At 45.0% G+C, this 13306-nt stretch carries 9 protein-coding genes; 6 read left to right on the top strand and 3 right to left on the bottom strand.

The annotated features are described in order from the left end of the window. Positions 1-220 precede the first annotated feature (220 nt). Positions 221-2641 carry a sensor domain-containing protein gene (locus ACR65H_RS03520; protein WP_440498722.1) on the top strand — a complete coding sequence of 807 codons (2421 nt, stop codon included), beginning with the start codon at positions 221-223 and terminating at the stop codon, positions 2639-2641. A 282-nt stretch (positions 2642-2923) separates the two neighbouring features. Next, positions 2924-4861 (top strand): GTP-binding protein, encoded by a 1938-nt coding sequence (locus ACR65H_RS03515; protein WP_440498720.1) that lies wholly within the window; start codon positions 2924-2926, stop codon positions 4859-4861. Positions 4862-5110: 249 nt separating this feature from the next. On the opposite strand, the gene ACR65H_RS03510 is transcribed toward ACR65H_RS03515, so the two are convergent. The 3 genes from ACR65H_RS03510 to ACR65H_RS03500 form a co-directional block, all read right to left on the bottom strand. Beyond that, the gene (locus ACR65H_RS03510) at positions 5111-5719 is read right to left on the bottom strand and encodes a class I SAM-dependent methyltransferase (RefSeq protein WP_440498718.1); all 609 of its coding nucleotides are present in this window, start codon (positions 5717-5719) and stop codon (positions 5111-5113) included. Positions 5720-5997: 278 nt separating this feature from the next. Further along, positions 5998-6180, bottom strand: a complete 183-nt coding sequence (locus ACR65H_RS03505) for a hypothetical protein (protein ID WP_440498716.1) — start codon at positions 6178-6180, stop codon at positions 5998-6000. A gap of 126 nt (positions 6181-6306) precedes the next feature. Beyond that, the gene (locus ACR65H_RS03500) at positions 6307-9363 is read right to left on the bottom strand and encodes an efflux RND transporter permease subunit (protein ID WP_440498715.1); all 3057 of its coding nucleotides are present in this window, start codon (positions 9361-9363) and stop codon (positions 6307-6309) included. 377 nt (positions 9364-9740) lie between these two features. Here ACR65H_RS03500 and ACR65H_RS03495 point away from each other — a divergent pair, with 377 nt between their 5' ends. The 4 genes from ACR65H_RS03495 to ACR65H_RS03480 are packed head-to-tail and all read left to right on the top strand — an operon-like array spanning position 9741 to position 13222. After that, positions 9741-10685, top strand: a complete 945-nt coding sequence (locus tag ACR65H_RS03495) for a metal ABC transporter solute-binding protein, Zn/Mn family (RefSeq protein WP_440498713.1) — start codon at positions 9741-9743, stop codon at positions 10683-10685. Next, positions 10686-11417: a metal ABC transporter ATP-binding protein gene (locus ACR65H_RS03490; protein WP_440498711.1), complete on the top strand. Its 732-nt coding sequence runs from the start codon at positions 10686-10688 to the stop codon at positions 11415-11417. Between the two features lies 1 nt (position 11418). Beyond that, positions 11419-12345: a metal ABC transporter permease gene (locus ACR65H_RS03485; protein ID WP_440498710.1), complete on the top strand. Its 927-nt coding sequence runs from the start codon at positions 11419-11421 to the stop codon at positions 12343-12345. Between the two features lies 1 nt (position 12346). Then, positions 12347-13222 carry a metal ABC transporter permease gene (locus ACR65H_RS03480; protein ID WP_440498709.1) on the top strand — a complete coding sequence of 292 codons (876 nt, stop codon included), beginning with the start codon at positions 12347-12349 and terminating at the stop codon, positions 13220-13222. Positions 13223-13306 lie beyond the last annotated feature (84 nt).

Here is a 13306-nt window from a genome sequence, read left to right as displayed (position 1 = left end):
AATAGGTACGCAATTCTTTTAATGAAAAAACATATCAAGATGCTAGTTCAAGTGGATTGATGCTTTAGCGAATGGTATAATTAACGTGAAAATACAAACTATTAAAATTGATTTTTTTGTGTCTCTTATTAGAGTATATTCCTGTTCACAGAGCCGGTGCATCCCACAGAAACATCTCTTCGCTTTTTGCGTCGTTTTTGTATATAGAAAGGAATTGGAAATGGTGTTATCGAAACTAAGCTTTGCTTCCCTTATGTATTTCTTTGATAAAAAGTTCTGTATTTCAATTACAGATAGAAATGCTCATTTTATTTATGTAAATAACAATTTCTGTGAACTGTCCGGCTACACTGCAGAAGAGTTGATTGGACAAAGTTATAACATCGTCAATCCAGACTATGTACCAGAGCGATTCAGGGAGGATGCGTTACAGTTTTTCACAAGCGGCGAAGCTTGGCAGAAGAACATCAGGGCTATTGCAAAAGATGGTTCGCCTTATTGGGTGAACGCCAACATTATTCCAATGTTGGACGAGTCCGGCGAGAACATTCAATTCCTGTCAATAGATAGCGATATTACAGCACGCGAACTGACGAATGAAAAATATAAAGAAACTTTGCAGAACCTGCATAACATTGAAAATGCACTTGATTACTCATCAGTGGTCGCTATTACTGATGCGAAAGGTGTCATAGCTTACGTCAATGAAAAATTTTGTGAGCTATCCCAGTATTCGAGCGACGAATTGATCGGAAAAACTCATCGCATCGTCAATTCAAAATTCCATCCAAAAAGCTTTTTCAGGGAGATGTGGAACAAGATCGAAAATGGGGAGATTTGGCAAGGGGATGTTTGCAATCGTGCAAAGGACGGCTCCCTCTATTGGGTAAGCACGACAATTGTCCCGTTTCTTGACTCCGAAGGGAAGCCCGAACAATACATCGCGATTCGCCACGACATCACCGCTCATAAACAGGCGGAAGAAGCCTTGGAAATCGCTTTGCAGAACGATTTCCAAACGACCGTGAAAAACTTGCAAAATGCTATTTTTAGATATACGACTACCGAAGACGGTGAAATCGTCTTTACCCTATTCGAGGGACAAATTAAAGAACGTGTTGGCATTACAGTGGAAAAATTGAATGCACAGGAAGTCGTCCATTCATTCACTGATAAAGAACTCGAAGCATTTAAAAATTATCTGCTGGCAGCTATGACTGGAGAAGTCGTTCAATTTGAATTGACCTTCGATGGCCTTTCCTTTCTCGTTTATTTGTCTCCCATTGCGAAAGAAGGGGAAATTGTTGAAGTTGTCGGAACCGCCATCGATATTTCTCAACGGATTGAAGCTGAAAAAGTCATTGAACATATGGCCTATTATGATTATTTAACTGGATTGCCAAACCGGAGAAATTTCCAAGAACAACTGGACCGAAAAATAGGAAATGCAGGTGAAGGCGAATCTTTTGCCATCATGTTCCTTGACCTGGACCGATTCAAAAATGTCAACGACACGTTAGGACACCATATCGGCGATCAGTTGCTCATCGCTGTCGGGGAAAGATTATGTGATTGTGTTCAAAGCGAAGATGCGGTAGCTAGACTAAGCGGGGATGAATTTATCATTCTTATTGATTCTACAGACAAAGAACAATTAGCATCTATCGCCTCACAAATTGTCGAGGATATTTCACAGCCTTATTTTTTCAACAAGCAAGAGATCTTCGTTGCGCCAAGCATTGGAATTGCGTTGTATCCAAACGACGGAGAGGAATATAGCACGTTAGTCCGCAGTGCCGACACGGCCATGTATTTGGCCAAAGAGGCAGGCAAAGGCACTTTCCGGTTTTTCACAGAAGAGCTTCACGCAGAACTGATGGAGAAGACATTCTTTGAAATGGAGCTGCGGCAGTCTTTGGAAAAAGGACAATTTCTCCTTCATTATCAGCCCCAATTCGACTTGAAAACCGGGCAGATCAAAGGGATGGAAGCGCTCGCCAGGTGGAAACACCCTGTCCGGGGCTATATCCCACCTATGAAATTCATACCGATTGCGGAGGAGAACGGGTTCATTCTGCCACTCGGCGAATGGGTGTTGAAAACGGCATGTGCGCAGGCTAAAGCATGGCAGGAACACGGATTTCCTCCTTTAAGGATGAGTGTGAACATGTCCATGCGGCAATTCAACCAGCCATCGTTCGTGGAAGACGTATTAAAAATTTTGAACGAAACCGGACTGCATCCTTCGTATTTGAATTTAGAGATTACGGAAAGCATGATGTCCGATGTTACGCATTGCGAAGCCGTTTTAATAGAGCTCTATAACGCGGGCATCACCGTAAGCGTCGATGATTTTGGAACAGGCTATTCGTCTTTTCTCTATTTGAGTAAATTCCCGCTTTCCCATTTAAAAATCGATCAAGCGTTCATCGGTGAACTGAGCAAAAGCAATACAGCTATCGTAAAAGCGATTATCGACCTAGCGAAAAATTTAGAACTGAACGTCATCGCGGAAGGTGTGGAAACGGAAGAGCAAGAAACTTTTCTGAAGCAGCTCCGTTGCAATGAAGTGCAAGGCTATCTTTATTCCAAACCGCTTCCTCATGAAGAAATCGAGCAATTGCTGCGACAAAAATTATGATCTTGCGCACTCCGGTTTGGGGTGCGTTTTTTTACTAGTTATAAATAGGGTTTTGCGCGAGTTTAAGGGAGATATGGAGCAAACTTGTGGAATTTTGCGCGAGTTCGGGAGAGTTATAGCGCAATCTTGAGGAGTTATGAGCGACTTTGAAGAAGTTATGCTCACTTCGGGACTATAGACCTCCGTCACATTATTCCACGCTTCGCTCATATCTTCCTTTTCTCCCCCTTTTATGACTAAAATAAAAGTTATATAATCCAGAAATGAAATCGAGGTGCACGTATGCAGAAAACAATTGGAATCGTCGCCCACGTAGATGCGGGCAAGACTACATTTTCTGAACAGCTGCTTTTTCATACACATAGCATTCGCCAGCGGGGCCGCGTCGACCATCAAGACACTTTCCTCGATAGCCACGAAATCGAAAAGAACCGCGGCATTACTGTATTTGCAGACCAAGGAGCATTCACGTTCAACGGCTCCCACTATACGCTTATCGATACGCCGGGACACGTCGATTTCTCACCTGAAATGGAAAGGGCCATCCAAGTGATGGATGCAGCCATCGTCATTATAAGCGCAGCAGACGGAGTGGAAGGTCATACGGAAACGGTTTGGCAATTATTGAAAAAGCATCAAATCCCGACGTTTTTCTTTTTGAATAAAACCGATCGAGAAGGTGCGAATATACAGAACGTTGTGGCTGAAATTCGTAGCAGCCTGTCACAGGACATCTTCGATTTGTCAGAAATAGAAGAGGACGGTATGAATGAAAGTCTCATTGAATTTATTGCGGAACGCGACGAGGCACTTCTCGAACGCTATATGGATGCCGACTATGACAGCGAGACATGGCTGGACGCTTTGAAACGGATGATTCAACATCGTGACGTCTTCGCTTATGGGCATGGCTCCGCTTTGAAGGATATCGGTGTTCTTGATTTCTTTGAGAAATTTGATCTGTTAACAAAGACCGATTATGTAGATAGGGGAGAATTCGCGGCACGGGTTTATAAAGTTCGGCATGATGAAAACGGCCATCGGATAACGTTCTTAAAAGTATTGCAAGGGAACTTGCACGTCAGAGATGATGTGCATTACGCGGACAAACAGGAGAAGATTACGCAGATCAGGCGATATAACGGAAAGAAATTTCAAACGACAGAAGCTGCCCATGCAGGAGAAATCGTCGCTGTAACGGGGCTTTCTGAAGCAGGCGCGGGCGATCCGCTCGGTACGCTCGTTGAGAAGGCGGTGTTTGATTTAATTCCAACATTGAAATCGAAAGTGATTTTCGACCCTTCCATTCATGTAAAAGAAGTACTGCGCTGCTTTAGAATGCTGGACGCCGAGGATCCTTCATTGCGCGTCGTCTGGGATGAACATGTCCAAGAAGTGCATGTCCATGTAATGGGTGTCATCCAGCTTGAAGTGCTGAGACAAATCGTGCGGGATCGATTTCAATTCGACGTGTCGTTTGGCGATCCGAAAATCCTATACAAAGAGACAATTCGCTCCGCCGTCAACGGTTACGGCCATTTTGAACCGCTAAAGCATTATGCGGAAGTCCATTTGAGGATTGAACCGGCCGAGCGGAACAGCGGCATTTCGTTCGAGAATGTATGCCATGCGAATGATTTGTCTGTCGGTAATCAAAACTTGATACAAAGTCATATTTTCGAACGGGCACATCATGGTTTATTGACTGGATCGACGCTGACCGATGTGAAAATCACTTTGCTGACAGGAAAAGGACATATTGAGCATACGTCCGGCGGAGACTTCAGGGAAGCGACATTCCGCGCATTGCGGCAAGGGTTGGAGAAAGCGGAAAACGTCCTGCTCGAGCCGGTTTATGACTTCAAAATAAAAGTTGGGATGGACCATATCGGCCGCGTCCTATCCGATATCCAGCAAGCATCCGGAAGTTTTGCACCGCCCGAAACGATTGGCGAAAATACTATCGTGACTGGACACGTCCCAGTCGCAACTTTCATGAATTATAGCACCGTCTTTGCATCGTTCACGAACGGCAAAGGCGCGCTCACTTTGCAATTTGGTGGCTATGACGAATGCCATAATACGGAGGAAGTGATCGAGGCAATCGGCTACAACAAAGACGCCGACCCGGAATACACATCCACGTCAATCTTTTGCGCGAAAGGGAAAGGATACCCTGTTCTATGGCATGAAGCGGAGGCAGCGATGCATTTGTTGTGATTGATTTGTAAGTGCATACGGCGCGACAGGCATGGGATAATACTTATTCTCTTCCGCGGTCGTTTTTATCGCAAATGACCAAACCTGTCACGCCGAATGTCTTTAACCAATTAGGCCTTAGGTCACAAAATGACCATATATCCTGGGAAATGATTACTATATGCCGGGAAATGATTGATAACTCCTTCGAATTGATCGATATCCACCGCGAAATGATTGATATCCTCTAGGAAATGAACGATAACTACCTTACTCATCCAATCGGTAGATTAAAAATCGTTCATTTTCATTTTTATCATAAAGACTAACGATTTTAATTTCCTTCCAAAGCTTAAATGGCGTCTGATTGTCCATATATTGCACATATTCGGCTGTCGGGTAATAAAGGATGACGTCGATGGGGCGAGCTTCCCGTTCGACAGACAACAAAATGTTACTGATGACGGTCATAAATATTTGGATGGAAAATGGATTAAAGAAATAAAATGTATTCTCCGACGGATCAATTTCATACATTTCTGCGAAACATCGTTCAAAACGGATTGCCCCGCCGCGGTGCTTCGCTTTACGTCGGTATCTTGCCAAGTTTTCAAGCGCGTCCTGATAAAGCTGCCCATTCATCTCGATCCCTGTCACCGATGCGCCAAAGCGATGATGGACGTAAAATGACACGCGTGCCTTACCGCAGCCGAAATCGACAAAACCGTCCGACTGATGCAGCTCATACGTTTTGAACAGCTCATCCAACGCTTCGTAAGGTGTTGCTTCATAGCGGTTATAATGGGCTGACTGGCTTAACAACTCAAGCGTTCCAGCTGTTTTTATCCGAAGAAGGTTGTCATACTCCTTTTCATTCAATGAATTCACTCCCTTTCTTCATCGCCTCATTGTAGCTGTCTTCTTTGTGAGATGACAAGCGAAAAAACACGATCTCCATATATGATGAAGATCGTGTGAAGGTAGTTATGCGTGTTTAAATTGATTTATGCGTTTTTCTGGGTTTTATGAGTAAATAATTCGATTTATGCTTGCTTGGCTCGATTTATGCTCGTTTACTCAACTTTCGCAGAGTGAATCCGCAAATAAGCCCTGATATAAAGGCAATCCTTCAATCCAATGCATGACTTGTTTTTGGATCAGGCTTCTGGTTCGCTTTCTGTCTTCTTAAGGGCATCTTCAAGAAACCCGACCAATTCCTGCAATGCGCATGCCCAGTCAAGGTCGTCAATTTCATCACATAGTTCATAAAACATCCCTCCAAGTGTCTGGGAATCCGCTTCATTTCGGTGTTCCCAAGAGAGCAGAGCCTTATTGGCCACACGACCATCGTCTTCACACATTTTATTTTCAGATCTAACCGTGAAAGTTCAAGGATTTACAGCGAATTTCCCGGTGCGAAAGTTGAGTCGTTTAGCACACTTTATACGTTTCTGACTTCCTCTATTTCATTTCACAGGGTCAACTACCCGTGTCGTTACACGCTTTTTACGTTTAGAGGTTGCCACTTTTACCACTTTCTCAGACTTCGTAAACAGACGATAAACCGATGGAATGAGCAGCAATGTGATGAACGTCGCAAACAGCAATCCCGAAATCAATACCGTGGCGAGCGGCGCTTGGTAATTGCCCGATGCTCCGGAAGCAAGTGCAAGCGGCAGCATTCCGCCTACCGTCGTCAATGTCGTCATAAAAATCGGCCGTATACGGTTTCTGCCCGCTTCAACTAATGCATCCTCCATGGACATCCCTTCTTTACGGAGCTGGTTCGTCCGGTCAATTAAGAGAATCGCGTTGTTCAAAACGATACCGATGAGCATGATGACACCCATCCCGGACAATAGATTCAATTCCATTTGCGTCACGAACAATCCGATAATGACACCGATAATCGCCATCGGAATGACAGACATGACGATAAGCGGATGCCCTAAATGATTGAATTGCACAGCCATCACAAAGTAGACGAGGAACAGTGCGATGCTTAACACTAAAATCATTTCCATCATCAGCTGCTGTTGCTGCTCGATATCACCGGCGACATCAATTGCATAGCCTGCCGGCGTATCAAAATCCTTAATGACTTTTTGCACGTCGCGATTGATCGCACCTAAATCTCTACCTTCAATATCCGCGGAAACAGAAATGAATCGTTCCTTGCCAATATGCGTGATTTCATTTGGCGTACGAACAGTTTCCAAGTAGATGAACATTGATAACTTCTGATCGCCTTCCATCGTCGGTATTTCCAAGTCAAGCAGCCCTTGAGTGGAATCCGTTTTTGGATTCCAGCTGACAATGAGCGGCACACTCTCTCCACCGAGCGCCATTTGACCTACAGGCATAGTAATGAAAGCCTGTTCGATGAATTGTCTAACCTGCATTTGTGTTAAGCCTGCATCCATAATCGCTTTCTCTTTTAACACAATCGCCTTTTCCTCGGAAGTGCGCTCCATCGAATTTGTCACACCTACGATTCCTTCAACTTTACCAAGCTCTTTCATAAAGTCTTCTGCAATTGCCTGCATCTGGCCAAATTCTTCTCCTTTGACCATCACTTGTACGGGCGCACCACTAATTTCGGACATAGCTACTTGCACAGTTCGTATCGGTTCGGTGTCTTGGAATTCACGAAGTGATCGCAAAATCTGTTCATTCACTTCCTTTTGCTCAAGAGTAATGTCATCATCTTTTGTCATATTGACAATGACAAACAACTCATTCCCACTGCCTTCCAAAACATAACTTGACTCGACATCTATAACTTCTGACATCTTATCATTCATCAGTTTTGCCAGCCGCTCTTTTTCAGCACGCTCCACCCCTGTTTCCAATGCTACAACGATTTCACTATACCGATTAAAGACGTCCGGCATGACGGTCATCGGGATTTTATTCACAAGGAAAAGTGAACCGCCAAACAGTCCGAAAAAGAGGGCGACGACGAGAAGACACCGACGCCTTTTCGCAACAATCCACGAAACGATCAAATTGTACCCTTTGCTGAAACGGCTCTCTTTCCTGGCGTCACGGATGCCCCGGTAACGAAGAAAATTCTCAGAAAGCGCAGGTATGAGCGTAAATGCGACGAGCACTGAGCTGATCAATGTAATCGCCACTACAATCGCAAGGATGACCATGAACTCGCCAAGCCCGCCGCCAATAAAACCGATCGGCAAGAATACGACGATCGTCGTCAGCATCGAGGCGAAAACAGCACCCGCCACCTCCTTCGTTCCCGCAAGCACCGCTTCAAACTTAGTGAGCCCAAGCTCCCGTTTCCGGTAAATCGATTCCAAAATGACGATCGATGAGTCCACCATCATTCCGACACCGAGACCTAGACCGATAAGCGTCAGCATATTGAGACTGTATCCGAGCACGTATACTGTCAAAAAGGTCAGCAACACCGAAGTTGGGATGGAAACCGCAATAATGAGCGTAGCGCGGATATTTCTGAGGAATAAAAGCAGAATCGCAATCGCCACTGCGCTGCCAATCAGTATATTGACGACCACTCCGTCGATCGATTCCTGTACGATATCTGCCTGCGCTACCATTTCATTTAACGTAAAGCCTTCCACAAGTCCTTCCTCGCGTATTTTCTGAATCTCTTCACGGACGGCTTTTGCCATATCAATCTGCGTGACATTTGCTGCCCGCCCCACTTGAATGAACACCAATTCCTTCGTCCCGTTTTTCCATACGAATGATGACTGTCCACGAGTCTCTACTGTCACATTGGCAATGTCTTTCAGCTGGATAAACCTTTCCCCTGTTGGAATTTCAATACGCTTCACTCCGTCAATATCCGCAAGTTTCGAATTCCAACGAAGGAGTGATCCGTTCTCGCCATCCTGCAATTCGCCAAGTGTCGCTTCCGAATTTGCTTGTGCAATGAACCCCGCGACTTGCGTTATATCCAATCCATGCTTTTTCATTTCATCTCGATTGAACGCAATGGAAACTTCCTGCTCCGACACACCAGACAGATTGACATCTTGAACCTCCTTTAAGCTTTCAAGCCTCGGTTCAAGCACATCCTTAGCGAATGCGGTCATCGTTTGAAGATCATCGCCCGATAGATCCATGAAAAACTCGTAGCCTTGCCTTACGCCATATTGACTTGCCATAGCTTCACGTATTTCAGGATGCTCGGCTTTTGTTTCATTCACCGCCGTCTCTATTTCTTTCATAACCTTTTCACTTTGTCCTCTGGCAATCGTTATATCGATGGCGCTGCTTCCAACCGCCGTTGTCGACCTGATCTCCTCAACACCTTCGATTCCTTCCAGACTCTGTTCGAGAGGCGACGTTATAGTTTGTTCCACGTCAATCGCTGCCATATCCCCTGCGTCGATCATTATATATGCGCCATCCATTCCAACCGAAGGCATAATTTCTTTATCCAGTTTCACTACTGCAAAACTCCCCAAAGCTACAACCAATACGGTCAATAAACCGACCAACACCTTCTTTTTTACGATAAACTCCAATACTTTCACAACCATTCCCCTTTCCTTCCAGCACCATTGATCATTAGCTTAACAACTTTTCCCAACTCCTATAACGAGCCCCAGTCGGATTCTCTCTCAGACTTTTGATGTAGTTTGTTTAGTTCTACACTTCATCTGAATAATTTTCGGATAAATAAATAGTTTCGAATAAAGGTATTGACAAACATAGAGCTTTGAATTATTTTTAACAGAGAAATAGTTTCCCTCGGGAAACTTTGTGAGCATATGTGAATACTATTTCTATGAGACCTTTTTTGAAGAGGGATGGTTAGAAGTTTCCGAGTGAATTCATTTTTTTTATCCAAAATGTTGCGCAAGGGAAACTTTATTGTTCATTTACATTACCTGTACAGGAGGAATTTGAATTGAGGAAATTGAGAAAAGGCATCGTACTTGCTGGACTATTATTATCCCTTCTAGTTTTCGCCGCATGTTCCAACGGAGAGAAAGACGATGGCAATGCAGATGGGAAAATCAATGTCGTTACGACAATCGCACAAATTGCTGAACCGATATCCATCATCGGCGGCGATCATGTTGCGGTGGAAAGTTTAATGGGGCCTGGTGTCGATCCCCATTTATACAAAGCGACTCAGGGTGATATAAAGAAATTGGAGGGCAGTGATATTGTCTTCTATAGCGGACTCAATCTTGAAGGGAATATGACAGAAGCATTTACGAGAATCGGCAGCAAAAAGCCTGTGCTCGGCATTTCTGAATCCATTCCAACAGAAAAGTTATTAACAGATGAAGATGGTGCCATTGATCCACATGTTTGGTTTGATATCGAATTATGGAAAACCTCTCTCGAAGCCGCTACTGAAGAGTTGAAGAAATTTGCTCCGGAATATGCCGATGAATTTGACGCTAACAAGGAGTCCTATTTTAAAATGCTTGATGAGCTCCTTGCAGAATCAAAAGATAAACTTGCACAAATTCCAGAAGGTAAGCGTGTATTGGTAACGGCTCATGACGCCTTTGGTTATTTCGGTCGAGCGTACAATATTGAAGTAGTCGGTTTGCAAGGATTGAGTACGGAAGATGAAATTGGGATTACGGATATCGACGATACAATCAATATACTGATGGAATATAAAATTCCCGCTGTTTTCGTTGAAAGCAGCATTAACCAGAACTCCATCAAAGCTGTAATCGAAGGAGCCGGAAAACAAGGGTTAGATGTGAAGTTGGGCGGCGAGCTGTACTCTGACGCTATGGGAGACGCGGGTACGGAAGAGGGGACGTATCTCGGCATGTATAAACATAATGTAAATACGATCCACAAGGCACTCTTAGGGGAGGGGAACTAAATGTCTGTACTTACGGTTAAAAACCTTTCTGCATCGTACCGGAAAAACAAAGTGCTTTATGATGTGAACTTCGACGTTCAACCTGGCTCATTGACCGGAATTGTCGGACCGAATGGCGCCGGGAAATCCACTTTGCTAAAAGTGATGCTGAATCTACATCCGGCACTTTCAGGAGATGTGTCATTTTTCGGTTCCACCCTCGCGAAGGCGAAATCACGAATTGGCTACGTTCCTCAAAGAGGCTCAGTCGATTGGGACTTCCCGACGAACGCATTGGATGTCGTGCTAATGGGTTTGTACGGTAAGGTTGGATGGTTTAAATGGCCTTCAAAGCACGACAAGGAGCTCGCTCTGGAATCGCTCGCTCAAATGGGGATGGCGGATTATGCCGATCGACAGATCAGCCAATTATCAGGAGGGCAGCAACAGCGTGTTTTCTTAGCACGAGCGCTTGTCCAAAATGCGGATCTCTACTTCATGGATGAGCCGCTAGTCGGCGTAGATGCTGCTACGGAAACGGCTATCATGACAACATTGAAACGGTTAAAGTGCGCCGGGAAAACAGTCATGGTCGTTCATCATGATTTATTGACGGTGGAAGATTACTTCGACCATGTCATGCTGCTGAATAAAACAATTATCAAATACGGGAAAACGGAGGAAGTCTTTACGAAGGAGAATGTACAGAGAACATATGGCGGGTCATTACGCTGGATGAAGGAGGCCCAGTGACATGTTCGATGTCTTTTTATCTCCAAATGCGCAGTGGGTCCTACTTAGCACATTGATATTAGGGACGGCATCCGGAATGATTGGCTGCCTTGCCTATTGGAAGCGGCAAAGCCTTATGAGTGACGCATTATCACACGCAGCTTTGCCAGGTGTCGTCATTGCTTTTTCCATTTTGGGTTACAAAAGTTTACCACTCATGATTATCGGTGCAGCCATCAGCTCATTCATCGGTGCATGGCTCATCCACTGGATCCGCTCGTCCAGCCGGGTGAAGGAAGATGCAGCGATGGGAATCATCCTATCCGTTTTCTTCGGTTTGGGCGTCATGCTTCTGACGGTTGTCAGCCGGAAAGGAGGCGGCAACCAAGCCGGTCTTGATAATTTCATTTTCGGGCAAGCGGCTTCCATGGTTCGAACCGATGTCTATACAATGTTAATTGTCGCTTTAATTATTATAGGGGTCATCATTGTCGGATTCAAAGAATGGAAGCTGTTCCTGTTCGATGCAAATTTTGCTAAGGGGCTCGGTCTTTCAACACGGTTCATGAACGGTGCCTATCTGTCCATGCTCGTTCTCGTCATTGTCATCGGCATCCAAGCGGTAGGTGTCATTCTAATGGCGGCATTGCTTATCATTCCGGTAGTGAGCGCACATTACTGGACACATTCATTCAAACAGATGCTCGTTCTTTCAGCTATTTTTGGCGGTAGCTCGGGCATGATTGGGACGTTGCTGAGCACAATGGGAAAAGGATGGCCAACTGGTCCGTTCATCGTCATCGCATCCGCTGCCATATTTACCATTTCAATCGTTTTCGGAGCGCAACGAGGGTTGTTGATCCGCGCAATCCAACTAAGGATGCAACGCAAATACCATGAAGTGGGAAATCGCTCCATGGCTCGCCAAACTGTGAAGGAGGGTAAATAAATTGAGTTATGAAGGTTGGATTTTACTTACCGCCTCCTTAGTGGGGCTGTCCTGTGGAATTATTGGCGTCTTCCTTATCCTCAGAAAGATGGCGATGATGGCCGATGCCATCAGTCATACAGTCCTATTAGGCATCGTCATGGCATATTTGATCACGCGAGAGTTAAGCGGCGTGCATATGTTGATCGGCGCGATTATCGCGGGTTTGCTGACAGCCGTTTTGGTGCAGTTGCTTCATTCGCTCGGCGTACAGCAAGACGCTTCCATCGGGGTCGTATTTACGACGTTGTTTGCAATTGGCGTTATTTTAATTGCAACAAAGACCGGAAATGTCCACTTAGACGTGCAACACGCATTAATGGGAGAAATCACATTCGTTCCGTGGAATACGATGGATGTCCCGTTGATTGGCGAAATGCCTCAGGCTACATTCATACTGCTCATTGTATTGGCGATTGTGCTCGTCATGGTAGTCGCTTTCTATAAAGAGTGGAAAATTACGACGTTCGATGCCGCGCTAGCAGCAAGCCTTGGCATTCCAGTCATGCTCATGCATTATGTATTCATGACACTCGTGTCGATTACGACCGTCGCATCATTTGACGCAGTCGGCGCCATCATGGTTGTGGCAATGCTCATTACCCCTGCCGCTGCGGCTTATCTTTGGACCGAACGACTGTCTGTAATGATGTGCCTGAGCGCCCTATTCGGTGTCATTTCTGCAATCGGCGGTTACTATATTGCCGTCTGGATTGATACATCCATATCGGGATCCATGGCATTTGCAACTGGTGTAGTATTTCTAATCAGCTTTATTGGATCTCCCAAACACGGCTACCTTGTACGATATATACGGCCAGTGACAATTCAAGATTGAGACAGCAATATTTTTGGGCTATCGCGAAAGTAGATTTTTTCTGCGATAGCCTTTTCATTCCTCTTGCCCCAATCAAGCTATTAG

The organism is Sporosarcina sp. SAFN-015 (genome assembly GCF_059415085.1).
Note: the sequence above shows the minus strand (reverse complement) of the source record. Positions and strands in the feature narration are given on the sequence as shown.

Bases quoted from the DNA above. Each gene is read 5' to 3' on its own strand.
- ACR65H_RS03490 (WP_440498711.1), top strand. From the start codon at position 10,686: ATGTCTGTACTTACGGTTAAAAACCTTTCTGCATCGTACCGGAAAAAC.
- ACR65H_RS03520 (WP_440498722.1), top strand. From the start codon at position 221: ATGGTGTTATCGAAACTAAGCTTTGCTTCCCTTATGTATTTCTTTGAT.
- ACR65H_RS03485 (WP_440498710.1), top strand. From the start codon at position 11,419: ATGTTCGATGTCTTTTTATCTCCAAATGCGCAGTGGGTCCTACTTAGC.
- ACR65H_RS03515 (WP_440498720.1), top strand. From the start codon at position 2,924: ATGCAGAAAACAATTGGAATCGTCGCCCACGTAGATGCGGGCAAGACT.